Source organism: Streptomyces sp. NBC_00102, from assembly GCF_026343115.1.
Lineage (GTDB): Bacteria > Actinomycetota > Actinomycetes > Streptomycetales > Streptomycetaceae > Streptomyces.
The window spans coordinates 2,600,684-2,625,752 of the sequence record NZ_JAPEMC010000001.1 but is presented as its reverse complement, the minus strand read 5'-3'; the positions used below and the strand labels follow the sequence as shown (position 1 = coordinate 2,625,752).

Sequence of the window (25,069 nt, the reverse complement as noted above, 5' to 3'; positions counted from 1 at the left end):
ACACGCGGGGAGCACGTGCCCCGCACCACTGCGATAGGTGGTTTCTCGGGACCATCCCCGCATGCGCGGGGAGCACGAAACCCATGTGGTGCCAGGGTGGGATGAGCAGGGACCATCCCCGCACGCGCGGGGAGCACTACCGCGTCCGCATACGGCAGGGCACGGCATGGGGACCATCCCCGCACGCCGGGGGGGGGGTGCCTCTATGTCGTTCGTCAAGGCATCCCTGTCGGTTTTGGGGTGGTTCGGAATGGTGGGGTTATGCGGCGAGTTCGATGTCTGTCGGTGTCCGGGATTCGTAGAAGGTGCCGTCGCGGAGCATGGCGAACAGGACGCTGATGCGTTGGCGGGCGAGGCGGAGGAGGGCTTGGGTGTGGGTTTTGCCGCGGGCTCGCTGTTTGTCGTAGTAGGTCCGGGATGCGGGGTCGGCGTTCATGCAGGCGAAGGCGGAGAGGAACATTGCGCGTTTGAGCTGCCGGTTTCCGCCGCGTGGTGCGTGTTCGCCGTGGATCGAGGTTCCGGACTGTCGGGTGGTCGGGGCGAGGCCGGCGTAGGAGGCGAGGTGGGCGGCGGTGGGGAAGTTGGTGCCGTCGCCGACGGTGGTCAGCAGGACTGCGGCGGTCCTGACGCCGATGCCGGGCATCGAGGTCAGGACCTGGGAAAGAGGGTGGGCTTCCAGCAGGGTGTTGATCTGGGCTTCCAGGGCCCGGCGCTGTTCGTGGACAGCAGCGAGCGAGCGGGCCAGGGACGGGACCACGATGTCGAGGGTGCCGGTGCCGGGAACGATCACGGTCTGTTCGTCCAGGGCGTCGAAGACGTCGTCGATCAGCCGTGCGGCCATGCGGGGGGCCTTGGGCCGGATCAGCTCGACGAGGCGGCGTCGGCCGGCTTTGCGCAGGGCGGCCGGGGAGCCGTAGCGCTCCAGGAGCCAGGTGACGGCCCGGTGGTCCAGGCGGGGGCCGAGGACGCGTTCCAGCGACGGGTGGAACTGGGTGAGCAGGCCGCGTATCCGGTTGCTGGTGCGGGTGGCCTCGGCAGCCAGGTCCTGGTCGAAGCCGGTCAGGACGGTCAGCTCGGCGGTGATCTCGTCGGTCAGTTCCAGCGAGCGCAGGGTGTGTGGCATGGTTCGCGCGGCGTCGGCGATGACGGCGGCGTCCTTGGCGTCGGTCTTGGCCTCGCCGGGGTAGAGGTCGGCGATCCGTCGCATCGCCAGGCCGGGCAGGTAGGCGACCTTGCAGCCGGCGTCGCGGGCGACGGCCAGGGGCAGGGCGCCGATGGAGGCGGGCTGGTCCACGATGACCAGCACGGTGGTGAACTTCGCGGACAGTTTGTCGAACACGGCCCGCAGCTTCGGCTCGCTGTTGGGCAGCGGCTTGTCGAAGACCTTCTTCCCGGCCGGGGTGAGCCCGTGCCCGTGGTGGGCGGACTTGCCGACGTCCAGGCCGAGGAACACGCCCACGTCTTGAATCTCGAACATCGCACCCTTCCGGGGGTGTTGACGGTGCCGGCCTCGGCTCGGGTGTCGTGCTCGCGCATCCACGTTATGCAGACCTGCCGCCCGCGAACTGTCCGGCATTGCGCCGGACCGGACGGTGGCCGGACCTCTGATCAGCGGCTCCGACGAACACCCCCGGACCCGGTGACACCACCCCCCAGGTCATGCCTTCGACAGGGGGACACAGTCATGCCGGGCCCGGAGGCCAGCGGCCCCGTTGCAGGACCGCGAAAAACATAACGGGGGGGGGGGGGGGGGGAGCACTCGAAGATCAGCTCTTGGTCGGTCCAGCTGTGGGGACCATCCCCGCACGCGCGGGCAGCACCGCGAGATCGACGGCACCACCTCGCGCCAGGCGGGACCATCCCCGCACGCGCGGGGAGCACCACCCGGCGTACGGCGGCTCCCTCGTCACCTGGGGACCATCCCCGCACGCGCGGGGAGCACGAGGCGACGATGCCGACGTGGTTGACGAAGTCGGGACCATCCCCGCACGCGCGGGGAGCACCCGCCCCGCCAACCCCCCGGAAGGGGAACCGTGGGACCATCCCCGCACGCGCGGGGAGCACGAGCTTTCACGCCCAACTACCTCGGACCACTGGGGACCATCCCCGCACGCGCGGGGAGCACGTCGGCCGAGGCGATGACGGCGACCGCGGCGAGGGACCATCCCCGCACGCGCGGGGAGCACGTGATCATGAGCACCGTCCGAGCAATTCCGCGGGGACCATCCCCGCACGCGCGGGGAGCACGCGCTGTCCGACCTCTTCGACGACGACGCCCTGGGACCATCCCCGCACGCGCGGGGAGCACGACTGACCCCCGGTACCTGTCCAGCGACCCCGGGGACCATCCCCGCACGCGCGGGGAGCACGGAGTGCCCGGGGCGCTGCTGGTCGGCGAGGGGGGACCATCCCCGCACGCGCGGGGAGCACCGTGTACGAATACGGGTAGTGCTGCCGACCTTGGGACCATCCCCGCACGCGCGGGGAGCACTCGCGGCCGCCCCCGCCCAACAGGCCGCAGCCGGGACCATCCCCGCACGCGCGGGGAGCACCATCGCCGTGGGCGTCGCGGCCGTGCCCGCCCTGGACCATCCCCGCACGCGCGGGGAGCACGTGCACCGGCACCAGGACCGGCGGCCCCGCCGGGGACCATCCCCGCACGCGCGGGGAGCACGGAGGCCAGGAACAAGGGGTTTCCCGTGACTCAGGACCATCCCCGCACGCGCGGGGAGCACGTGCGCCCCCGGCACGTGCCGGGGGCGCATTCGGGACCATCCCCGCACGCGCGGGGAGCACTAGCTGCGCGTTCCGTTCGCCGGGCCCGGAACGGGACCATCCCCGCACGCGCGGGGAGCACCGACATCGCCATGGTGTCACGGGAACCTGCCGGGGACCATCCCCGCACGCGCGGGGAGCACAACTCGTCGGCGAGGAACGCCCGGAACCCTTCGGGACCATCCCCGCACGCGCGGGGAGCACGGGTCCCAGCCGCGCTCGATGAGGAGGACGTGGGGACCATCCCCGCACGCGCGGGGAGCACAGCACCGCGGGAAGCTCCTCAAGCGGGGTGAGGGGACCATCCCCGCACGCGCGGGGAGCACACCTGCGCCAACGCAGCGATCTCCTCGAACCGGGGACCATCCCCGCACGCGCGGGGAGCACGGTTCCGGCGATGACGAGGTGGAGTGCGCCGAGGGACCATCCCCGCACGCGCGGGGAGCACGACGTGAAGCTGGAGTGCGCCGCCGGGCACGCGGGACCATCCCCGCACGCGCGGGGAGCACCCGGGCCCAGGTCTTCAACTTCGTCGTCGGCCAGGGACCATCCCCGCACGCGCGGGGAGCACTGCAGGGGGTACTACGACGACCGGAAAGCCTGGGGACCATCCCCGCACGCGCGGGGAGCACTCTTCCTGACCTGCGGCGTTACAAAGCGCGGAGGCCTCTGGAGGCCAACTTCACCGAGTCCGGCATTTGGTGCATTCTGCCTCCTTGGTTTCGGGCTTACCTAGCGGTCCGTCACCTCGCCGTAGAAGGGGCCGCTTCGCCCCGCGCTCCCCGAGCGTATCCAGCGGCCACCTGCATCGCGGCAGTCTCCGCAGATCCGCCTCCACGCCACCGCCGCCCACCACAGCAGGGTCCCAACACGTCAAGGCCCCAACGCACCAAGGGCCGCCCCTCCCGAGCGGGGAGGGGCGGCCCTTGGCCGTGCTCGGCTCGACGACGCGCCGACGTGAGCGAGCTTGTGAATCAGTGAACGCACTCAGCCCGAGCCAGTCGGCACGGCGAGTCCGGGCTCAACGCGAAGCGTCGGCCGTCGGACGCGCCGGTCGGTGCCGATCGATCAGAGAACCCGGACCGCGCCCGTCGGCTGGTCGTAGGAGAGGTCGCGCTGGACCGTGCCGGTGCTGGAGTTCTGCGCGCCGACGAACTGGCCGTCGCCCACGTAGATCGCCACGTGGTACGCGCTGCCCGCGCTGCCCCAGTAGAGGATGTCGCCGGGCTGGAGGTTGCTCAGCGAAACCTGCGTACCGGCCACCGACTGGTCCTGGGAGACGCGCGGCAGGCTGACGCCGACCGAGGCGTACGCGGCCTGGACCAGGCCCGAGCAGTCCCACGAGTTCGGGCCGGTGCCGCCGGAGACGTACGCGTCGCCGACCTGCGCCTTGGCGAAGGCGACCACCGCGGCGGCGGAGCCCGAGACGCTCGACGAGGACGACGAGGTGGCGGAGAGGGTCGTCGCGGTGGTGGACGAGCCGGAGGAGGAGCTGAGCGTGGTGCGCGCGGCGCTGCGGGAGGCGCGCTCGGCGGCCTCCGCCTTGGCCTCGGCCTCCGCCTTCGCGGCCGCCTCGGCCTTCTTCTTGGCCTCGGCCTTGCGGACCGCCTCGGCCTTGGCCTTGGCGGCGGCCTTCGAAGCGCTCTCGGCCGCGGCGTCCTCGGACGCACGCGTCTCGAGGTCGGCGGCGACCTGCTGCGTGGCCTGTACGGAGGCGGCGACGGCGGTGGAGAGCCCGGCCGTGATGGTGGGCATCTCGATGGTCTGGGTCACCGGCTCGGCCTGCGCGGGGCCGGCTGCGCCTGCGACCGCGATGGTGCTGAGCACGCCACCGGCAACTCCGGCCCGGAGCGTCGTCCTGGACGAACGCTGACGGGGCTTCCGGTGGCTGGGTATGTGAGCGGTGTGGGACATGAGTACTAGCGCTATCAGGGCTGTAGGGCTCCCATCAAGAAACGTGTGTTGCGCCACAGTTACGTCCGGAATATGAGAATCCGCTTGCGTGGAACCTTTATTGACCCCGTAACGGGCAAATTGGACACGCGTGCATAACGCCGTGATCACGGGGTTTTGGCAATACGCCCGAATTGCCCGCCGCTTACCATCTGTTCACGCCGGTGGCCAAGCCCGCTTGATTCTGGGCAGGTCCGACGTGACGCAGGTCACGGTGTGCACCACCTGTGAAGGGCAACCGCGCGCGCGTCCTCGGCGTCTGCTCCGAGCTCGCCCTTATGTGCCCTCCAGGCGCATCTTCCGTGTGAGCCGCCCGTACGAGTTCCGCACGGGCCGCCCCTGTGGGCCGATGCTCGCCGCGTGTCCGGTGCGCACCCGTCCGGAGATCGCTCGAAGGCTGCTCGAAGGTCGCCCGAAGGTCGCCCGAAGGTCGCCTGACGGCCGCCCGACGGCCGCCCGGAGATCACCCCCGCGCTCGTGCCTCCGTTCACAGACTCGTCCGACCGTCGCCCGGCGGGCGCCCGACCGGTCGCTCCGGTGTCCGGCCCGTCGCCCGGGTGCCGGCTCTCCGCGCCCCATGTGCCCGGAAGTTCGCCCATGGGGGGTGATGTCCACATCGTTCCGCGCAGTCCCTCGTCCGAGTGGCTCCCCATCCGGCGCATCCCTATATCACCCGTGTCCGTCCATCGCCAATTTGCGCGTAACGGGCTTTGGTTGATAGTGCGCCAGCGCGTTGACCAGCGGTAACACCTTCGAATGTCACCACTCGTGATCACTTGGCCGCTTCTCGTGTGAACATCTCCGCTCATCCGACTTCATGATCGTTCGTCAGGTGGCGGAGATCACAAAGGCGTTGGTGTACCCCGTGTCGCAGATCACAGGATGGCGGGCATAGTATGCGGGGCAGTCGGGCTTGTGAACTGCCTCACATGTGCAGGATCTTGGTGAGGCGGGGAGCCGGCCGCCCGATGCGGTCCAACGGTCAAGGACGACTGGAAGGAGCGAGGAGCGTGAATGCCTACGCGCCCATCCTCGTGCTCGGCGCCCTCGGGGCAGGGTTTGCGATCTTCTCCGTGGTCATGGCCACGCTTATCGGCCCCAAGCGCTACAACCGGGCAAAGCTCGAAGCGTACGAGTGCGGCATCGAACCCACTCCGACTCCCGCCGGTGGCGGTCGCTTCCCCATCAAGTACTACCTGACGGCGATGCTCTTCATCGTCTTCGACATCGAGATCGTCTTCCTCTATCCCTGGGCCGTCACCTTCGACGCCCTGGGGATGTTCGGGCTCGTGGAGATGTTGCTCTTCGTGCTCACCGTCTTCGTCGCCTACGCGTACGTGTGGCGGCGCGGCGGCCTGGAATGGGACTGAGGGGCTGAGGGGTACATGGGACTCGAAGAGAAACTGCCAAGTGGCTTCGTACTGACCACTGTCGAGCAGGCCGCCGGATGGGTACGGAAGTCCTCGGTCTTCCCCGCCACCTTCGGTCTCGCCTGTTGCGCCATCGAGATGATGACGACCGGAGCCGGGCGGTACGACCTCGCCCGCTTCGGGATGGAGGTCTTCCGGGGGTCGCCGCGTCAGGCGGACCTGATGATCGTCGCCGGGCGGGTCAGTCAGAAGATGGCGCCCGTGCTGCGGCAGGTCTACGACCAGATGCCGAATCCCAAGTGGGTAATTTCCATGGGGGTTTGCGCTTCATCGGGCGGTATGTTCAACAATTACGCCATTGTTCAGGGTGTTGACCACATCGTCCCCGTCGATATCTATTTGCCGGGGTGCCCGCCGCGTCCCGAGATGCTGATGGACGCCATCCTCAAGCTCCACCAGAAGATCCAGGGCTCCAAGCTCGGGGTCAACGCGGAGGAAGCCGCCCGCGAGGCGGAGGAGGCGGCCCTCAAGGCGCTCCCCCTGATCGAGATGAAGGGGCTCCTCCGGTGAGCGACAACCCCAGCGGCGGCAACGGCGCCGCCGCCGAAGGCCAAAACGGCGCGAACGGCCAAAACGGCGCGAACGGCCAAAACGGCGCGAACGGCCAAAACGGCGCGAACGGCCAGAACGCGAACGGCCAGAACGGCACCCACGGCCAGAACGCCGATGCGGCCAACGGCGCCAACGGCAGCGCCCTTCCCGCCCCCCGGGGCGACGGCGGCGAGGTCATCCGCGTACGGAAGGGGATGTTCGGCGCCAACAACGGCGGCGACACCTCCGGTTACGGCGGACTCGTCCGGACGGTACGGCTGCCGCACGCGAGCGCCCGCCCGTACGGCGGCTGGTTCGACGAGGTGGCCGACGAGCTCGAAGGCGCCCTGGACGAGCAGGGGCTCGTACCCGAGAACGCCATCGAGCGGACCGTGGTCGACCGTGGCGAGCTGACCTTCCACATCGCGCGCGAGCACCTGGTGACCGTGGCCCGCACCCTGCGCGACGACCCGGCGCTCCGCTTCGAGCTCTGCACCGGCGTCAGCGGGGTCCACTTCCTCGGCGACCAGGGCCGCGAGCTGCACGCCGTGTACCACCTGCGGTCCCTCACCCACGGCCGGCTGATCCGGCTGGAGGTGTCCGCGCCCGACAGCGACCCGCACGTCCCGTCGCTGGTCGCGGTCTACCCGACCAACGACTGGCACGAGCGCGAGGCGTACGACTTCTTCGGGCTCGTCTTCGACGGGCACCCCGCGCTCACCCGGATCATGATGCCGGACGACTGGCAGGGCTTCCCGCAGCGCAAGGACTATCCGCTCGGCGGCATCGCCGTCGAGTACAAGGGCGCCCAGATCCCGGCTCCGGACCAGCGGAGGTCGTACTCCTGATGACCACTTCCCACGCAACGCCCCGCGACACGACCGAGGGGACTGTATATACAGTCACCGGCGGCGACTGGGACGAGGTCGTCGAGGCGGCCGTGAAGTCCGACGACGAACGCATCATCGTCAACATGGGGCCGCAGCACCCGTCCACGCACGGAGTGCTGCGGCTGATCCTGGAGATCGACGGCGAGACCGTCACCGAGGCCCGCTGCGGCATCGGCTACCTCCACACCGGCATCGAGAAGAACCTCGAATTCCGGAACTGGACCCAGGGCACCACGTTCGTCACGCGCATGGACTACCTGACGCCGTTCTTCAACGAGACGGCGTACTGCCTCGGCGTCGAGAAGCTCCTCGGCATCGAGGACCAGATCCCCGACCGCGCCAGCGTGCTCCGTGTGCTGCTGATGGAACTGAACCGGATCTCCTCGCACCTGGTGTGCATCGCCACCGGCGGCATGGAGCTCGGCTCGACCACCATCATGATCTACGGGTTCCGCGACCGTGAACTGATCCTGGACCTCTTCGAGCTGATCACCGGGCTCCGGATGAACCACGCGTTCGTCCGCCCCGGCGGACTCGCCCAGGACCTGCCCCCCGGCGCGATCGACCAGATCCGCTCCTTCATCACCACCATGAAGCGGAACCTGCCGGAGTACGACAAGCTCGCCACCGGCAACCCGATCTTCAAGGCGCGCATGGAGGACGTCGGCTACCTCGACCTCACCGGCTGCGTCGCGCTCGGCGCCACCGGCCCGGTCCTGCGCTCCGCCGGACTCCCGCACGACCTGCGCAAGACCGACCCGTACTGCGGCTACGAGAACTACGAGTTCGACGTGCCGACCGCCGACACCTGCGACTCCTACGGCCGCTTCCTCATCCGCCTGGAAGAGATGCGCCAGTCGCTGCGGATCGTCGAGCAGTGCCTGGACCGGCTGGCACCCGGCCCGGTCATGGTCGCCGACAAGAAGATCGCCTGGCCCGCGCAGCTCGCGCTCGGACCGGACGGACTCGGCAACTCGCTCGAACACATCAAGAAGATCATGGGCACCTCCATGGAGGCCCTGATCCACCACTTCAAGCTGGTGACCGAGGGGTTCCGGGTCCCCGCCGGGCAGGCGTACATCGCGGTCGAGTCGCCCAAGGGCGAACTCGGCGTGCACGTCGTCTCCGACGGCGGCACCCGCCCCTACCGGGTCCACTTCCGCGACCCGTCCTTCACCAACCTCCAGGCCATGGCGGCGATGTGCGAGGGCGGCCAGGTGGCCGACGTCATCGTCGCCGTCGCGTCCATCGACCCCGTGATGGGAGGCGTCGACCGGTGACCGCAGCGAATCAAGAGGTCAGTCTGGGGATGCCGCAGCTCCCCGCCCCCGCCTACCCCGACGACGTACGGGCCCGGCTCGAAGCGGACGCGCGGGAGGTGATCGCCCGCTACCCCGACAGCCGCTCCGCGCTGCTGCCGCTGCTCCACCTCGTCCAGTCCGAGGAGGGGTACGTCTCCCGTACGGGCATGGCCCTCTGCGCCGAACTCCTCGGGCTCACCACGGCGGAGGTCACGGCGGTCGCGACCTTCTACACGATGTACCGGCGCAAGCCGAGCGGCGACTACCAGGTCGGCGTCTGCACCAACACCCTCTGCGCGGTCATGGGCGGCGACGCCATCTTCGACCGGCTCAAGACGCACCTGGGCGTCGGCAACGACGAGACCACCGAGGACGGCAAGGTCACCCTCGAACACATCGAGTGCAACGCGGCCTGCGACTTCGCACCCGTCGTGATGGTGAACTGGGAGTTCTTCGACAACCAGACCCCCGAGAGCGCGACGAAGCTCGTCGACGACCTCATCGCTGGGCGGACCGTCGAACCCACCCGGGGCGCCCCGATCTGCTCGTACAAGGAAACGGCCCGCATCCTCGCCGGGTTCCCCGACGAACGCCCCGGCGCGGTCGCCGCGAGCGGCGGCGCCGGACCCGCCTCCCTGGCCGGGCTCCGCCTCGCCAAGGGCGAGACCGCCCCCGGGCGCCGGGTCGTCTCCCAGCGCAAGGACGTACCCGCGGGCCAGACGCACGATCCCTCGCCGACCGAGCACCTCAGCTCGCACGACGCACCGCAGCAGACCGCGGCCTCCGACCCGGACAACCCGGCCGGACCCGCAGCCGAGGAGGGGGAGTGATGACCTTGGCAGCCGAGATCGACAGGAACGGGACCAGTCCCGAGAAGCTCCTCGCCCCGGTCCTCTCCGCCCACTGGGACGAAGCGGAACCCTGGACGCTGGAGAGCTACCGCCGACACGACGGGTACGAGGGCCTGCGCAAGGCCCTCGCCATGTCGCCGGACGACCTCATCGCGTACGTCAAGGACTCCGGTCTGCGCGGACGCGGCGGCGCCGGCTTCCCCACCGGGATGAAGTGGCAGTTCATCCCGCAGGGCGACGGCAAGCCGCACTACCTCGTCGTCAACGCCGACGAGTCGGAGCCCGGCACCTGCAAGGACATCCCGCTCCTCTTCGCCAACCCGCACAGCCTCATCGAGGGCATCGTGATCGCCTGCTACGCGATCCGCTCCTCGCACGCCTTCATCTACCTGCGCGGCGAGGTCGTCCCCGTCCTGCGGCGGCTGCACGAAGCCGTGCGCGAGGCGTACGCGGCCGGATACCTCGGCAAGGACGCGCTCGGGCCCGGGCTCGACCTCGAACTGACCGTGCACGCGGGCGCCGGGGCGTACATCTGCGGCGAGGAGACCGCGCTGCTCGACTCCCTCGAAGGACGGCGCGGCCAGCCCCGGCTGCGGCCCCCCTTCCCCGCGGTCGCCGGTCTGTACGCCTGCCCCACCGTGGTGAACAACGTGGAGTCCATCGCCTCGGTTCCCGCGATCCTCCAGCGCGGCAAGGACTGGTTCAAGTCGATGGGCAGCGAGAAGTCCCCGGGCTTCACGCTCTACTCGCTCAGCGGCCACGTCACCGGCCCCGGCCAGTACGAGGCCCCGCTCGGCATCACGCTCCGCCAGCTGCTCGACATGAGCGGCGGCATCCGCGCCGGGCACCGCCTCAAGTTCTGGACCCCGGGCGGCTCGTCCACCCCGATGTTCACCGACGAACACCTCGACGTCCCCCTCGACTACGAGGGCGTCGGCGCCGCCGGCTCCATGCTCGGCACCAAGGCGCTCCAGTGCTTCGACGAGACGACCTGCGTGGTGCGGGCCGTCACCCGGTGGACCGAGTTCTACGCCCACGAGTCCTGCGGCAAGTGCACGCCGTGTCGCGAAGGCACCTACTGGCTCGTCCAGTTGCTCCGCGACATCGAAGCGGGCAAGGGCCGCCCCGGCGACCTCGACAAGCTGGGCGACATCGCCGACAACATCAACGGCAAGTCCTTCTGCGCGCTGGGCGACGGAGCCGCCTCGCCGATCTTCTCGTCGCTGAAGTACTTCCGCGACGAGTACGAGCAGCACATCACCGGCAAGGGCTGCCCCTTCGACCCCGCGAAGTCGACCCTCTGGGCCGACGACGCCGACGACCAGGACGACCGAGACGCTCACCGGGGGGTGAACGCATGACAGTCACCACGAGTGCGCCCTCCGGGGGCGGACAGGCGGCCGTACCGCCGGAAGACCTCGTCACGCTGACCATCGACGGCATCGAGACCAGAGTCCCCAAGGGGACCCTCGTCATCCGCGCCGCCGAGGAACTCGGCATCGAGATCCCCCGGTTCTGCGACCACCCGCTCCTCGACCCGGCCGGAGCCTGCCGCCAGTGCATCGTCGAGGTGGAGGGCCAGCGCAAGCCGATGGCCTCCTGCACCATCACCTGCACCGACGGCATGGTCGTCAAGTCGCAGCTCACCTCGCCCGTCGCCGAGAAGGCCCAGAAGGGTGTGATGGAGCTGCTGCTCATCAACCACCCGCTGGACTGCCCGGTCTGCGACAAGGGCGGCGAGTGTCCGCTCCAGAACCAGGCGATGTCGCACGGCGACGCCGAATCCCGGTTCGAGGGACGGAAGCGGACGTACGAGAAGCCCGTCCCGATCTCCACCCAGGTGCTGCTGGACCGTGAACGCTGCGTGCTCTGCGCACGGTGCACCCGGTTCTCCAACCAGGTGGCGGGCGACCCGATGATCGAGCTGATCGAGCGCGGCGCGCTCCAGCAGGTCGGCATCGGCGAGGGCGACCCCTTCGAGTCGTACTTCTCCGGCAACACCATCCAGATCTGCCCGGTCGGGGCGCTCACCTCGGCGGCGTACCGCTTCCGCTCGCGCCCCTTCGACCTGGTCTCCTCGCCCTCGGTCTGCGAGCACTGCGCGGGCGGCTGCGCCACCCGCACCGACCACCGGCGCGGCAAGGTCATGCGCCGCCTCGCGGCCAACGACCCCGAGGTCAACGAAGAGTGGCTGTGCGACAAGGGACGCTTCGGCTTCCGCTACGCCCAGCAGCGCGACCGGCTCACCACCCCGCTGGTCCGCAATGCCGACGGCGTCCTCGAACCGGCGTCCTGGCCGGAGGCGCTCGCCGCCGCCGCGGCGGGACTCGCCGCCGCACGCGGCCGGGCCGGGGTACTCACCGGCGGCCGGCTCACCGTCGAGGACGCCTACGCGTACAGCAAGTTCGCGCGGGTCGCCCTGGACACCAACGACATCGACTTCCGGGCCCGGGTCCACAGCGGCGAGGAGGCCGACTTCCTGGCCGCCCGCGTCGCAGGACGCGGCCACGACCTGGACGGCGAGGGAGTCACCTACACCTCGCTGGAGAAGGCGTCCGCGGTCCTGCTCGCCGGATTCGAGTCCGAGGAGGAGGCGCCCGGCGTCTTCCTCCGGCTCCGCAAGGCCCACCGCAAGCACGGCCAGCGGACCTGGGCCCTCGCCTCGCACGCCACCCGCGGGCTGGAGAAGACGGGCGGCACCCTGCTGCCGGCCGCCCCCGGCACCGAGACCGAGTGGCTGGACGCGCTCGCCGGAGGCGTCGGACTCGACGAGGCCGGAGCGGCCGCCGCCGAAGCGCTGCGCGGCGAGAACTCCGTCATCGTGGTCGGCGAACGGCTCGCCGGGGTCCCCGGCGCGCTGACCGCCGTCCTGCGCACCGCCACCGCCACCGGCGCCGACCTGGTGTGGATTCCGCGCCGGGCCGGGGAGCGCGGGGCGCTGGAGGCCGGGGCCCTGCCGACCCTGCTGCCCGGTGGCCGCCCGGCCACCGACCCGCACGCCCGCCGGGAGGTCGCCGCCCTCTGGGGCCTCGCCGACCTGCCGGCCCGCCACGGCCGCGACACGAGTCAGATCCTCGGCGCCGCCGCCACCGGCGAACTCGGCGCCCTGCTCGTCGCGGGCGTCGAACCCCGCGACCTGCCGGACCCGGCGGCCGCCCTGACCGCGCTGGACGAGGTCGGCTTCCTCGTCTCGCTGGAGCTGCGGCCCAGCGAGGTCACCGACCGCGCCGACGTGGTGCTGCCGGTGGCCGCCGTCGCCGAGAAGTCCGGCACCTTCCTCAACTGGGAAGGCCGCGCCAGGATGTTCGAGGCGGCGCTCAAGCCCGAGCAGATGACCCGTACCCTCGCGCCGACCGACGGCCGGGTGCTGCACATGCTGGCCGACGCCCTCGACGTCCACCTCGGACTGCCCGACCTGGCCGCCGCCCGCCGCGAGCTCGACCGGCTCGGCGGCTGGACCGGCGGCCACGCGAGCGTCCCGAGGGAGATCGGGCGCCCGCTGCCCCGGCCCGGCGACGGCGAGGCGATCCTCGCCGGCCACCGCATGCTGCTCGACCTCGGCAAGCTCCAGGAAGGCGACGAGGCCCTCGCCGGTACGCGGCACGCCGCCGTCGCCCGGCTCTCGGCGCACACCGCGGCCGAGACCGGGGTGAAGGACGGGGACCTGCTCGCCGTCTCCGGCCCGGCCGGCAGCGTCGAACTCCCGCTGCGGATCACCGAGATGCCGGACCGGGTGGTCTGGGTACCGCTCAACTCCACCGGACGCGGCGTCCCGGCGCAGACCGGCGCCCGCCCCGGCGGCCTGGTCCGCATCGGCGCCGCCACCACCGCAGCCCCCGCAGACTCACCGGAGGTGCGAGCGTGAACAGCCTCGCTCACCTGGCCACGGCACCCGGCGGCAGTCCGCTGGCCGCCGAGGACCTCTCGATGTTCGGCACCGACCCCTGGTGGCTGGTGGTCGTCAAGGCGGTCTTCTGCTTCGCGTTCCTCATGGTGACCGTGCTCTTCGCGATCGTCTGGGAGCGAAAAGTCGTCGCCTGGATGCAGCTGCGCATCGGCCCCAACCGGAACGGCCCCTGGGGCCTGCTCCAGTCGCTCGCCGACGGCGTCAAGCTGATGCTGAAGGAAGACCTGATCGTCAAGCGCGCCGACCGGGTCGTCTACGTCCTCGCGCCGGTCGTCGCGGCCATCCCGGCGTTCATGGCGATCGCCGTGATCCCGTTCGGCCCGTCCGGCAACGAGGTGTCGATCTTCGGCCACCGCACGACGATGCAGCTCACCGACCTGCCGATCGCGATGCTCTACATCCTCGCGGTCGCCTCGGTCGGCATCTACGGCATCGTCCTCGCCGGCTGGTCCTCCGGCTCGACCTACCCGCTCCTCGGCGGTCTCCGGTCCTGCGCCCAGATGATCAGCTACGAGATCGCGATGGGCGCCGCGTTCGCCTCGGTCTTCCTCTACTCCGGGTCGATGTCGACCTCGAAGATCGTGGAAGCCCAGCACGACCGCTGGTTCATCATCCTGCTGCCGGTCTCGTTCATCATCTACATCGTCACGATGGTCGGCGAGACCAACCGCGCCCCGTTCGACATGCCGGAGTCCGAGGGCGACCTCGTCGGCGGCTTCAACACCGAGTACTCGTCGATCAAGTTCGCGATGTTCATGCTCGCCGAGTACGTGAACATGGTGACGGTCTCCGCGGTCTCCGCGACCCTCTTCCTGGGCGGCTGGCGGGCCCCGTACCCGATCAGCACCTTCTGGGAGGGCGCGAACCACGGCTGGTGGCCGATGCTCTGGTTCGTCGTCAAGGTCCAGCTGCTCCTCTTCTTCTTCATCTGGCTGCGCGGCTCGCTGCCCCGCGTCCGCTACGACCAGCTGATGAAGCTCGGCTGGAAGGTCCTCATCCCGGTCTCCGTGGTCTGGCTGATGCTGGTCGCCACCGTGCGCGCCATGAACAACGAGGGGTACGACTTCTCGAAGATCGTGCTGTACGTGGCCGGCGCCGTGATCGCCGTACTGCTGATCTCCTTCCTGGCCGACTTCTTCCGCGACCGCAAGGGCCGCGAGGAGGAGGCGAAGGCGGGCCCGCCGCCCGGGTTCGACCCGATGGCGGGCGGGTTCCCCGTACCGCCGCTGCCCGGACAGGCCTTGCCGCCCGTTCCCCGGCGCACCCCGCGCCGCGAGCGGGAGCTCGTTGTCAGTGGTGGACCCGATACTCAGAGTGACGGAATCGCGAGTGACGGAAAGGAGGCCGACCGTGTCTGAGGCACCAGACTCCCCAGGGACTTCGAGCGACAAGTTCCAGAACCCCGTGGCCGGGTTCGGCGTGACCTTCAAGGCCATGTTCAAGAAGCGGCTCACGGAGCAGTACCCGGAGACGCCGAAGGTGACGGCACCGCGCTTCCACGGCCGTCACCAGCTCAACCGGCACCCGGACGGCCTGGAGAAGTGCGTCGGCTGCGAGCTGTGCGCCTGGGCCTGTCCGGCCGACGCCATCTACGTCGAGGGCGCGGACAACACCGACGAGGAGCGGTACTCCCCGGGCGAACGGTACGGCCGCGTCTACCAGATCAACTACGCGCGCTGCATCCTCTGCGGTCTCTGCATCGAGGCGTGCCCCACCCGGGCGCTCACGATGACCAACGAGTTCGAGCTCGCCAACACCACCCGCGCCAGCCTCATCTACACCAAGGACGAGCTGCTCGCGGGACTGGAGGAGGGCATGGTCGACAGCCCGCACGCGATCTTCCCCGGCATGGACGAACAGGACTACTACCGGGGCCTGGTGACCGAGGCCGCCCCCGGCACCGAGCGCCAGCTCGCCGTGTCCAAGGGCGAGAAGCCGGACGAGCCCGGCTCCGAGGCCACCGCCGCCGCGTCCCACGAGCACGACCACGCGCACACGGGGCACGGGCAGCGGGGGGCGGACGCATGAGCAATCTCGCGGCGGCTGCCTCCACCACCTCGACCGGCGAGGCCGTGCAGTTCTGGATCCTCGGTACGGTCGCCGTGCTCGGCGCCCTCTCCACCGTCCTGATGAAGCGGGCCGTGCACAGCGCGCTCTCGCTCGCCGGGACCATGATCGTGCTGGCGGTCTTCTACCTCGCCAACGGCGCGTACTTCCTCGGCATCGTGCAGGTCGTCGTCTACACCGGCGCGATCATGATGCTCTTCCTCTTCGTCGTGATGCTCGTCGGCGTCACCGCCGCCGACTCGCTGAAGGAGACCCTCAAGGGCCAGCGCTGGCTGGCCGCCGGATGCGGTCTCGGCTTCGGGGTGCTACTCATCGCCGGCATCGGCAACGCCTCCCTGAGCAGCTTCAACGGCCTCGGCACCGCCAACGCCGTGCACGGGGGGAACGTCGAAGGACTCGCCAACCTCATCTTCACCAAGTACGTCTTCGCGTTCGAGATCACCGGCGCCCTCCTCATCACCGCGACGGTCGGGGCGATGGTGCTCACCCACAAGGAGCGCACCGAACGCGCCCGGACCCAGCGGGAGATGTCCGAGGCCCGGGTCCGCTCGAACCACCTGCCGCCGCTGCCCGCCCCCGGTGTCTACGCCCGGCACAACGCCGTGGACATCGCAGGCCTGCTCCCCGACGGCACCCCGTCCGAGCTGACCGTGATGCGCACCCTGCGCGACCGCGGCCAGGTCCGCGACGTCTCCCAGGAGGCGCTCGCCGACCTCAAGGCACTGGAACAGCGGTCCGGTGAGCGTCTGGGACGCACCACCGCCCTCACCGCCCGGGGTGCTTCCGGGCCCTCGGGGCGCCCGACCGACCGCGCCGGGAACGGGGAGGACACCCAGTGAATCCCGTCAACTACCTCTACCTGGCAGCCCTGCTGTTCACCATCGGCGCCTGTGGGGTGCTGATCCGGCGGAACGCGATCGTGGTGTTCATGTGCGTGGAGCTGATGCTCAACGCCTGCAACCTCGCCTTCGTCACCTTCTCCCGCATGCACGGCAACCTCGACGGCCAGATCATCGCGTTCTTCACGATGGTCGTCGCCGCCGCGGAAGTCGTCGTCGGGCTGGCGATCATCGTGTCGCTGTTCCGCTCCCGCCATTCGGCCTCGGTCGACGACGCCAGCCTGATGAAGCTGTGAGGGGCTGAATCGTGGAGAACCTGATCGCGCTGCTCATCGCGGCGCCCCTGCTCGGAGCGGCCGTCCTGCTGTGCGGGGGCCGCCGGCTCGACCGGGCCGGACACTGGCTCGGCACCCTGCTCGCAGGGGTGTCGTTCGTGCTGGCCGTGGTGCTCTTCGCCGACATGCTCGGCAAGGGCGCAGAAGAACGCCTGCTGCACCAGAAGCTGTTCAGCTGGATTCCCGTGGAGGGCTTCCAGGCCGACGTCGCCTTCCAGCTCGACCAGCTGTCGATGACGTTCGTGCTGCTGATCACCAGTGTGGGCACCCTGATCCACATCTACTCGATCGGCTACATGGAGCACGACGAACGCCGTCGCCGCTTCTTCGGCTATCTCAACCTCTTCGTCGCGGCGATGCTCATCCTGGTCCTCGCCGACAACTACCTGCTGCTGTACGTCGGATGGGAGGGCGTCGGCCTCGCCTCGTACCTCCTCATCGGCTTCTGGCAGCACAAGCCCAGCGCGGCGACCGCCGCCAAGAAGGCCTTCCTGGTCAACCGGGTCGGCGACATGGGCCTCTCCATCGCGATCATGCTGATGTTCACCACCTTCGGCACCTTCGCCTTCGGGCCGGTGCTCGGGGCGACCGGCGACACCAGTGAGGGCAAGCTCACCGCGATCGGCCTGATGCTGCTGCTCGCCGCCTGCGGCAAGTCCGCGCAGGTACCGCTCCAGTCCTGGCTCGGCGACGCGATGGAGGGCCCGACCCCGGTCTCCGCCCTCATCCACGCCGCGACCATGGTCACCGCGGGCGTGTACCTCATCGTCCGCTCCGGCGCGATCTTCAACGCCGCCCCGGACGCCCAGCTCGTCGTCGCCGTCGTCGGAGCGGTCACGCTCCTGTTCGGTGCGATCGTCGGTTGCGCCAAGGACGACATCAAGAAGGCGCTGGCCGGCTCCACGATGTCGCAGATCGGCTACATGGTCCTCGCCGCGGGCCTCGGCCCCATCGGCTACGTCTTCGCGATCATGCACCTGGTGACGCACGGCTTCTTCAAGGCCGGACTCTTCCTCGGCGCCGGTTCGGTCATGCACGGCATGAACGACGAGGTCGACATGAGGAAGTTCGGCGGCCTGCGGAAGTACATGCCGGTCACCTTCATCACCTTCGGCCTCGGCTACCTCGCCATCATCGGCTTCCCCGGCCTCTCCGGTTTCTTCTCCAAGGACAAGATCATCGAGGCGGCCTTCGCCAAGGGCGGCACCGAGGGCTGGATCCTCGGCGCCGTGACCCTGCTCGGCGCCGCGATCACCGCGTTCTACATGACGCGCGTGATGCTGATGACCTTCTTCGGCGAGAAGCGCTGGCAGCCGGACGCCGAGGGCCGTGAACCGCACCCGCACGAGTCCCCGAAGTCGATGACGATCCCCATGATCGTGCTCGCCTTCGGTTCGGTCTTCGCGGGCGGCTTCTTCTCCATCGGCGACCGGTTCCTGCACTGGCTGGAGCCGGTGACCGGGCACGACCACGGGGACTCCCCGGTCGGCGCGACCACCGTCACCGGCGCCACCATGGTGGTGCTCGTCATCGGCGTCGCCATCGCCTGGGCCATGTACGGCCGCAGGCCGGTGCCCGCCCTCGCCCCGCGCGGCTCGCTGCTCACCCGGGCGGCCCGCCGCGACCTCCTCCAGGACGACTTCAACCACGTGGTCCTGGTCCGCGGCGGCGAGCACCTCACCCGCTCCCTGGTCTACGTCGACCACTCGCTGGTCGACGGCGTCGTCAACGGTACGGCCGCCTCGGTCGGCGGGCTCTCCGGCCGGCTGCGCACACTGCAGAACGGCTACGCCCGCTCCTACGCGGTCTCGATGTTCGGCGGTACGGCGGTCCTCATCGCCGCGACCCTGCTGATGAGGGCGGTCTGATCACATGTCCTTTCCCCTCCTGACAGCGACGGCGGCACTCCCCGCGATCGGCGCCATCGCCACCGCCGCCGTCCCGGCCCAGCGGCGCACCGCCGCGAAATGGCTGGCGCTGCTCGTCTCGCTGGCCACCCTGGTCCTCGCGGCGATCGTGTTCGTCCGCTTCGAGCCCGGCGGCGACCGCTACCAGCTCACCGAGTCGCACGCGTGGATCGCCGACTTCGGCGTCCGGTACGAACTCGGCGTGGACGGCATCGGGGTGGCGCTCCTCGCGCTCACCGCGCTCCTCATCCCGTTCGTGATCCTGGCCGGCTGGCACGACGCCGACCCCCTGGAGACGCACTCCTCCCGGTGGCGCCCCACCCAGGGCTTCTTCGCCCTGATCCTGATGGTGGAGGCGATGGTGATCCTCTCCTTCGAGGCCACCGACGTCTTCCTCTTCTACATCCTCTTCGAAGCCATGCTCATCCCGATGTACTTCCTCATCGGCGGCTTCGGGGACCGGGCCCACGCGGGCACCGACGAGAACGCCTCGGCCCAGCGCTCGTACGCCGCCGTGAAGTTCCTCCTCTACAACCTCGTCGGCGGCCTCATCATGCTGGCCGCCGTCATCGGTCTGTACGTGGTCGCCGGGAGCTTCTCGCTCTCCGAGATCGCCGAGGCCCGCGCGAGCGGCTCCCTGGAGATGGCGACCAGCACCGAGCGGTGGCTCTTCCTCGGGTTCTTCTTCGCCTTCGCGGTGAAGGCCCCGCTCTGGCCGCTGCACACCTGGCTGCCCAACGCCATGGGCGAGGCGACCGCGCCCGTCGCCGTGCTGATCACCGCGATCGTCGACAAGGTCGGCACCTTCGCGATGCTCCGCTTCTGCCTCCAGCTCTTCCCCGAGGCCAGCAAGTGGGCGACCCCGGTGATCCTGGTCCTCGCGCTGGTCTCCATCGTGTACGGCGCGCTCCTCGCGGTCGGCCAGCGCGACATCAAGCGGCTGATCGCCTACGCGTCGATCTCGCACTTCGGCTTCATCATCCTGGGCATCTTCGCGATGACCAGCCAGGGCCAGTCGGGCGCCACGCTCTACATGGTCAACCACGGCATCTCGACCGCTGCCCTGATGCTGGTCGCCGGATTCCTCATCACCCGGCGCGGCTCCCGCCTCATCGCCGACTACGGCGGAGTGCAGAAGGTCGCCCCGATCCTCGCGGGCACCTTCCTGATCGGCGGGCTCGCCACCCTCTCGCTGCCCGGACTCGCCCCGTTCGTCAGCGAGTTCCTGGTCCTGGTCGGGGTGTTCAGCGCCTACCCGGTGGTCGGCATCATCGCCACCACCGGCATCGTGCTCGCCGCGCTCTACGTCCTGGTGCTCTACCAACGCACCATGACCGGCCCGGTGAAGGCCACCGTCCAGGGCATGCCGGACCTGCGGGTCCGTGAACTCGCGGTCGTCGTACCGCTGATCGCGCTGCTGATCTTCCTGGGCGTCTTCCCGAAGCCGCTCACCGAGATCGTCGACCCGGCGGTGCAGCACACCATGTCCGACGTACAGAAGCAGGACCCCCAGCCCGAGGTGGAGGCCGCCAAGTGAGCGCAACAGCTGTCCACAGCATGTGGACCGTGGCGGGCGGGGTGACGACGGCCGCCCCGGACGTGAAGTTCACGGCCCCCACCATCGAGTACGCACAGCTCGCGCCCGTCCTGATCGTGCTCGGCGCGGCGGTCATCGGCGTCCTGGCGGAAGCCTTCGTGCCCCGCCGGGCCCGGTACCTCACCCAGGTCCTCCTGGCCGTCGTCGCCCTGGCCGCCGCGTTCGCCGCGGTCGTCGGGCTCGCCGCCGGCGGGTACGGCACCACCAAGGCCCACATCGCCGCGATGGGCGCCGTCGCGGTGGACGGCCCGGCGCTCTTCCTGCAGGGCACCATCCTGCTGGCCTCGATCGTCGCGGTCTTCACCTTCGCCGAGCGGCGGCTCGACCCCGCCGCGCACGGCAACCGGGTCGACTCCTTCGTCGCGCAGGCCGGGTCCGTCCCGGGCAGCGACAGCGAGAAGCAGGCGGTCAGGGCCGGGTTCACCACCACCGAGGTGTTCCCGCTCGTCCTGTTCGCCGTCGCGGGCATGCTGGTCTTCCCTGCCGCCAACGACCTGCTGACCCTGTTCGTCGCGCTCGAGGTCTTCTCCCTGCCGCTCTACCTCCTCTGCGCCCTCGCCCGCCGCAAGCGGCTGATGTCGCAGGAGGCCGCGGTGAAGTACTTCCTGCTCGGCGCGTTCTCCTCGGCGTTCCTCCTCTTCGGGATCGCCCTCCTCTACGGCTACGCGGGCTCCGTCTCGTACGCCACCATCGCGAGCGTCGTCGACGGCTCGGTCACCGAGATCGACCCCGCCCTCGCCTCCACCATGGGCAACGACGCGCTGCTCCTCATCGGCGGCGCGATGATCCTGATGGGGCTCCTCTTCAAGGTCGGCGCCGTGCCGTTCCACATGTGGACCCCGGACGTCTACCAGGGCGCACCGACCCCGGTCACCGGCTTCATGGCCGCCGCCACCAAGGTCGCCGCCTTCGGCGCGCTGCTCCGCCTGCTGTACGTCGTGCTCCCCGGGCTCACCTGGGACTGGCGGCCGGTCATGTGGGGCGTGTCCATCGTCACCATGCTCGGCGGGGCGATCGTCGCGATCACCCAGACCGACATCAAGCGGCTGCTCGCCTACTCCTCGATCGCGCACGCCGGGTTCATCCTCGCGGGTGTCATCGCGACCACCTCGGAGGGCATCTCCTCGGTCCTCTTCTACCTCGTCGCCTACTCCTTCGTGACGGTCGGCGCCTTCGCCGTCGTCACCCTGGTGCGCGACGCGGGCGGCGAGGCGACCCACCTGTCGAAGTGGGCCGGGCTCGGCCGGCGCTCCCCGCTGACCGCCGCCGTCTTCGCGGTGTTCCTGCTGGCCTTCGCCGGTATCCCGCTCACCTCGGGCTTCTCCGGCAAGTTCGCCGTCTTCAAGGCGGCGGCGGACGGCGGCGCGGGCGGACTGGTCGTGGTCGGTGTGATCTCCTCGGCGATCGCCGCGTTCTTCTACATCCGGGTCATCGTCCTGATGTTCTTCAGCGAGCCGAAGGCGGACGGCCCCACGGTCGCCGTCCCGTCCCCGCTGACGATGACCACCATCGGCATCGGCGTCGCGGTCACCCTGGTGCTCGGCCTCGCCCCGCAGTACTTCCTGGACCTGGCGAGCCAGGCGGGGATCTTCGTGCGGTAGCGCGGGCACGACGCTGTGCCACCAACGCCGGACGGGCTGGAGTCAAGCCCGTCCGGCGTTGTCGTACGAGCCGCCTATGGTGGAGGACGGTCGGACGACGAGCGCACGATGCGACGACGGCGAACAGAGCGACGAGCAGGACGGGCGGAACCATGGATGTGACCGAGGCCGTGACCGGGGCCACCGGCAGCGGGGCCCCCGGCGGCGAGGGCTTCGGCGGCGAGGCGGCCACCGGAGGCGAGAGCGAGGCGCGGCGGACCCTGCACCGGGTCTTCGGGTACGAGTCGTTCCGCGGCGAGCAGGGCGACATCATCGAGCACGTGGTCGCCGGCGGCGACGCCGTCGTCCTGATGCCCACCGGCGGCGGCAAGTCCCTCTGCTACCAGATCCCCGCCCTGGTCCGCCCCGGCACCGGCGTCGTCGTCTCCCCGCTGATCGCCCTCATGCAGGACCAGGTCGACGCCCTGCGCGCCCTCGGCGTCCGGGCCGGCTTCATCAACTCCACCCAGGACTTCGACGAGCGCCGCTCCATGGAGGCGCAGTACATCGCCGGAGAGCTGGACATCCTCTACCTCGCGCCCGAGCGGCTCCGCCTGGACTCCACGCTCTCGCTGCTCTCCCGGGGCACCGTCTCCGTCTTCGCCATCGACGAGGCGCACTGCGTCGCCCAGTGGGGCCACGACTTCCGCCCCGACTACCTCACCCTCTCCGTCCTCGGCGAGCGCTGGCCGGACGTACCGCGCATCGCCCTGACGGCGACCGCGACCGACGCCACCCACCAGGAGATCACCCGCCGCCTGGGCATGCCGGACGCCCGGCACTTCGTCGCCAGCTTCGACCGGCCCAACATCCAGTACCGCATCGTCCCCAAAACCGACCCGAAGAAGCAGCTGCTCACCTTCCTCAAGGAGGAGCACACCGGGGACGCCGGCATCGTCTACTGCCTCTCCCGCAACTCCACCGAGAAGACGGCCGAGTACCTCTGCCGCAACGGCATCGAAGCCGTGCCGTACCACGCCGGCCTGGACGCCGGGACCCGCGCCGCCCACCAGTCCCGCTTCCTGCGCGAGGAGGGGCTCGTCGTCGTCGCGACGATCGCCTTCGGCATGGGCATCGACAAGCCGGACGTCCGCTTCGTCGCCCACCTCGACCTCCCCAAGTCCGTCGAGGGGTACTACCAGGAGACCGGCCGCGCCGGACGTGACGGCGCCCCCTCCACCGCGTGGATGGCGTACGGCCTCCAGGACGTCGTCCAGCAGCGCAAGCTCATCCAGGGCGGCGACGGCGACGAAGCGCACCGCCGCCGCGCCTCCGCGCACCTGGACTCGATGCTGGCGCTCTGCGAGACCGTCCAGTGCCGCCGCGCCCAGCTCCTCACCTACTTCGGCCAGGAACCCACCGCCGCCTCCTGCGGGAACTGCGACACCTGCCTCGTCGCGCCGGAGACCTGGGACGGGACGGTCGTCTCGCAGAAGCTGCTCTCCACCGTGGTCCGGCTCAAGCGGGAGCGGAACCAGAAGTTCGGCGCCGGACAGATCATCGACATCCTGCTGGGACGGAAGACCGCGAAGGTCATCCAGTTCGACCACGACCAGCTCTCCGTCTTCGGCATCGGCGAGGAGCTGGCCGAAGCCGAATGGCGCGGTGTGGTCCGTCAGTTGCTGGCACAGGGCCTGCTCGCCGTGGAGGGGGAGTACGGCACCCTCGTGCTGACCGACACCAGCGCCACGGTCCTCGGCCGCGAGCGCGAGGTGCTGCTGCGCAAGGAGCCCAAGCGGGTCACCGAGCGGACGGCCGCCAAGGGCGAACGCCGAGCCAAGTCGGCTGCCGCCGCGGCCGATCTGCCCGCGTCCGCCGTACCCGTCTTCGAGGCGCTGCGCGCCTGGCGCGGGGCGACGGCGAAGGAGCAGGGCGTCCCGGCGTACGTCATCTTCCACGACGCGACCCTGCGCGAGATCGCCACCCTGCACCCCTCGTCCCTGGCCGAGCTGGGCGGGGTCAGCGGCCTCGGCGAGAAGAAGCTGGCGACCTACGGCGAGGGCGTGCTGGAGGTCCTGGCGGGGCTGGGAGCACCTGCGGACAAGGTCACCGCCACACCGGCGCCGGTGCGGGAGCCCGCGCGCGGGGCGGCGAACACGTCGCCGAACACGTCGCCGAACACGTCGGCGAACGCGTCGACGGACAAGGGCGACCCGTTCGCCGACGCCGAATTCGGCTGGGACGACGAGGAGCCCCCGGAGTACGAGTGAGTTCCGGCCGGCCGAGAGGCGGTGGAGCCGGATCTACTCCGGTTCCGCCGCCCGGCGCGGCGCGGTGATCGCGTCGAGATCGAGGTCGATCGGGAACGGCACGGACACCTTCAGCCGGTCGTGGAAGATCGCTGTCGACGTGTAGGCACCGGTGGCCGGCTCCCGCTCGAAGACGTACACCACGGCCCGCCCGTCCTGGTTCTCCACCCGCCAGAAGTGCGGGATGCGGGCCCGGGCGTACTTCACCGGCTTCGTCTCCCGGTCCCGGGAAAGGGACTCGGCCGAGACGATCTCGATCGCCGGCCGAACCGCGTCGGCGGGAACCCGGGTCTGGTCCAGCGCTGCCAGCGCCGCGGCGTCCACGACGAGCACATCGGGCTCGGGCCGGTTGTGGCGGTCGATGTCGATGGTGAAACGGCTCAGGGCTTCCAGTTCTTTCGGTGCCCGTACCTGGAGCTGTCGGCCGAGGAAGCTGATCGCCAGGCTGTGAAAAAGAGTCTGCGGACACGCGAAGACGAGGCTCCCGTCGATCAGCTCCGTGTGCGGAGGCAGATTCGGGAGGGTGTCCAGGTCATCAGCGGTCCAGCCGCCCTCGGGCGGGACCGCCCACCGAGGTTCCGGTACCTCGGGTCCGACGTTCATCGGTGCTCCCATGGCCGGAGTCTCACCGACGCGACCGCCGTATCGGGACGGAACGGGGCAAGAGTCCTGCGAACAGGTGAACGGATCCGTCGGCGTTGACCAGGAAGGCGGGCAGGAAGGCGGGCAGGAAGGCGGGCAGGAAGGCGGGCAGGAACGCCGGCCCCGCCCCCCTCACCCCGCCCCCCTCACCCCGC

The 25,069-nt window shown here is 70.1% G+C and carries 18 protein-coding genes and 1 CRISPR repeat array; of the genes, 15 read left to right on the top strand and 3 right to left on the bottom strand.

The window, feature by feature from the left end; translation table 11 throughout:
• Positions 1-259: 259 nt before the first annotated feature.
• Positions 260-1,477, bottom strand: a complete 1,218-nt coding sequence (locus OHA55_RS11575; RefSeq protein ID WP_266701892.1) for an IS110 family transposase — start codon at positions 1,475-1,477, stop codon at positions 260-262.
• 314 nt (positions 1,478-1,791) lie between these two features.
• Positions 1,792-3,407: a CRISPR direct-repeat array (repeat unit 29 nt; unit sequence GGGACCATCCCCGCACGCGCGGGGAGCAC).
• A 436-nt stretch (positions 3,408-3,843) separates the two neighbouring features.
• Positions 3,844-4,689, bottom strand: coding sequence for a C40 family peptidase (locus OHA55_RS11570; protein ID WP_266705411.1), 846 nt, complete (start codon positions 4,687-4,689; stop codon positions 3,844-3,846).
• 1,049 nt (positions 4,690-5,738) lie between these two features.
• Between OHA55_RS11570 and OHA55_RS11565 the strand changes: the two genes are divergently transcribed.
• From OHA55_RS11565 to recQ, 15 genes are all read left to right on the top strand, one after another.
• Complete coding sequence (locus OHA55_RS11565; RefSeq protein ID WP_266705409.1) at positions 5,739-6,098, top strand: NADH-quinone oxidoreductase subunit A; 360 nt, start codon at positions 5,739-5,741, stop codon at positions 6,096-6,098.
• 15 nt (positions 6,099-6,113) lie between these two features.
• A complete protein-coding gene (locus OHA55_RS11560; protein ID WP_111337185.1) occupies positions 6,114-6,668 on the top strand; it encodes an NADH-quinone oxidoreductase subunit B family protein in 555 nt (184 codons plus the stop codon).
• Positions 6,665-7,537 (top strand): NADH-quinone oxidoreductase subunit C, encoded by an 873-nt coding sequence (locus tag OHA55_RS11555; protein ID WP_266705406.1) that lies wholly within the window; start codon positions 6,665-6,667, stop codon positions 7,535-7,537. The genes OHA55_RS11560 and OHA55_RS11555 overlap by 4 nt, the downstream gene beginning before the upstream one ends.
• Positions 7,537-8,859, top strand: a complete 1,323-nt coding sequence (locus OHA55_RS11550; RefSeq protein ID WP_266705404.1) for an NADH-quinone oxidoreductase subunit D — start codon at positions 7,537-7,539, stop codon at positions 8,857-8,859. The genes OHA55_RS11555 and OHA55_RS11550 overlap by 1 nt, the downstream gene beginning before the upstream one ends.
• A gap of 29 nt (positions 8,860-8,888) precedes the next feature.
• Positions 8,889-9,710, top strand: a complete 822-nt coding sequence (gene nuoE, locus OHA55_RS11545) for an NADH-quinone oxidoreductase subunit NuoE (RefSeq protein ID WP_266710566.1) — start codon at positions 8,889-8,891, stop codon at positions 9,708-9,710.
• Positions 9,710-11,092, top strand: coding sequence for an NADH-quinone oxidoreductase subunit NuoF (gene nuoF, locus OHA55_RS11540; protein WP_266705402.1), 1,383 nt, complete (start codon positions 9,710-9,712; stop codon positions 11,090-11,092). Before nuoE ends, nuoF begins: the two co-directional genes overlap by 1 nt.
• Positions 11,089-13,596: an NADH-quinone oxidoreductase subunit G gene (locus OHA55_RS11535; protein ID WP_266705400.1), complete on the top strand. Its 2,508-nt coding sequence runs from the start codon at positions 11,089-11,091 to the stop codon at positions 13,594-13,596. Before nuoF ends, OHA55_RS11535 begins: the two co-directional genes overlap by 4 nt.
• A complete protein-coding gene (gene nuoH, locus OHA55_RS11530) occupies positions 13,593-14,996 on the top strand; it encodes an NADH-quinone oxidoreductase subunit NuoH (protein ID WP_266705398.1) in 1,404 nt (467 codons plus the stop codon). The genes OHA55_RS11535 and nuoH overlap by 4 nt, the downstream gene beginning before the upstream one ends.
• A complete protein-coding gene (gene nuoI / locus OHA55_RS11525) occupies positions 14,989-15,666 on the top strand; it encodes an NADH-quinone oxidoreductase subunit NuoI (RefSeq protein ID WP_266705396.1) in 678 nt (225 codons plus the stop codon). Before nuoH ends, nuoI begins: the two co-directional genes overlap by 8 nt.
• Positions 15,663-16,544: an NADH-quinone oxidoreductase subunit J gene (locus OHA55_RS11520; protein ID WP_266705392.1), complete on the top strand. Its 882-nt coding sequence runs from the start codon at positions 15,663-15,665 to the stop codon at positions 16,542-16,544. Before nuoI ends, OHA55_RS11520 begins: the two co-directional genes overlap by 4 nt.
• Positions 16,541-16,840, top strand: coding sequence for an NADH-quinone oxidoreductase subunit NuoK (gene nuoK / locus OHA55_RS11515; RefSeq protein ID WP_266705390.1), 300 nt, complete (start codon positions 16,541-16,543; stop codon positions 16,838-16,840). Before OHA55_RS11520 ends, nuoK begins: the two co-directional genes overlap by 4 nt.
• 11 nt (positions 16,841-16,851) lie before the next feature.
• On the top strand, positions 16,852-18,747 hold the full coding sequence (gene nuoL / locus OHA55_RS11510; protein WP_266705388.1) for an NADH-quinone oxidoreductase subunit L: 1,896 nt from the start codon (positions 16,852-16,854) through the stop codon (positions 18,745-18,747).
• A 4-nt stretch (positions 18,748-18,751) separates the two neighbouring features.
• Positions 18,752-20,323, top strand: a complete 1,572-nt coding sequence (locus OHA55_RS11505; RefSeq protein ID WP_266705386.1) for an NADH-quinone oxidoreductase subunit M — start codon at positions 18,752-18,754, stop codon at positions 20,321-20,323.
• Positions 20,320-21,984 (top strand): NADH-quinone oxidoreductase subunit NuoN, encoded by a 1,665-nt coding sequence (gene nuoN, locus OHA55_RS11500; protein ID WP_266705384.1) that lies wholly within the window; start codon positions 20,320-20,322, stop codon positions 21,982-21,984. The genes OHA55_RS11505 and nuoN overlap by 4 nt, the downstream gene beginning before the upstream one ends.
• Positions 21,985-22,136: 152 nt before the next feature.
• Positions 22,137-24,233: a DNA helicase RecQ gene (gene recQ, locus OHA55_RS11495; RefSeq protein ID WP_266705382.1), complete on the top strand. Its 2,097-nt coding sequence runs from the start codon at positions 22,137-22,139 to the stop codon at positions 24,231-24,233.
• 33 nt (positions 24,234-24,266) lie between these two features.
• Here the strand turns inward: recQ and OHA55_RS11490 are convergent, their stop codons facing one another.
• A complete protein-coding gene (locus tag OHA55_RS11490) occupies positions 24,267-24,875 on the bottom strand; it encodes a Uma2 family endonuclease (protein WP_266710564.1) in 609 nt (202 codons plus the stop codon).
• Between the last annotated feature and the right edge of the window lie 194 nt (positions 24,876-25,069).

Excerpts from the sequence above, each read along its gene's own strand:
- OHA55_RS11575 (WP_266701892.1), bottom strand. The coding sequence starts at position 1,477 with ATGTTCGAGATTCAAGACGTGGGCGTGTTCCTCGGCCTGGACGTCGGC.
- OHA55_RS11570 (WP_266705411.1), bottom strand. The coding sequence starts at position 4,689 with ATGTCCCACACCGCTCACATACCCAGCCACCGGAAGCCCCGTCAGCGT.
- OHA55_RS11560 (WP_111337185.1), top strand. The coding sequence starts at position 6,114 with ATGGGACTCGAAGAGAAACTGCCAAGTGGCTTCGTACTGACCACTGTC.
- OHA55_RS11550 (WP_266705404.1), top strand. The coding sequence starts at position 7,537 with ATGACCACTTCCCACGCAACGCCCCGCGACACGACCGAGGGGACTGTA.
- nuoE (WP_266710566.1), top strand. The coding sequence starts at position 8,889 with ATGCCGCAGCTCCCCGCCCCCGCCTACCCCGACGACGTACGGGCCCGG.
- nuoF (WP_266705402.1), top strand. The coding sequence starts at position 9,710 with ATGACCTTGGCAGCCGAGATCGACAGGAACGGGACCAGTCCCGAGAAG.
- OHA55_RS11535 (WP_266705400.1), top strand. The coding sequence starts at position 11,089 with ATGACAGTCACCACGAGTGCGCCCTCCGGGGGCGGACAGGCGGCCGTA.
- OHA55_RS11520 (WP_266705392.1), top strand. The coding sequence starts at position 15,663 with ATGAGCAATCTCGCGGCGGCTGCCTCCACCACCTCGACCGGCGAGGCC.
- OHA55_RS11505 (WP_266705386.1), top strand. The coding sequence starts at position 18,752 with ATGTCCTTTCCCCTCCTGACAGCGACGGCGGCACTCCCCGCGATCGGC.
- recQ (WP_266705382.1), top strand. The coding sequence starts at position 22,137 with ATGGATGTGACCGAGGCCGTGACCGGGGCCACCGGCAGCGGGGCCCCC.
- OHA55_RS11490 (WP_266710564.1), bottom strand. The coding sequence starts at position 24,875 with ATGAACGTCGGACCCGAGGTACCGGAACCTCGGTGGGCGGTCCCGCCC.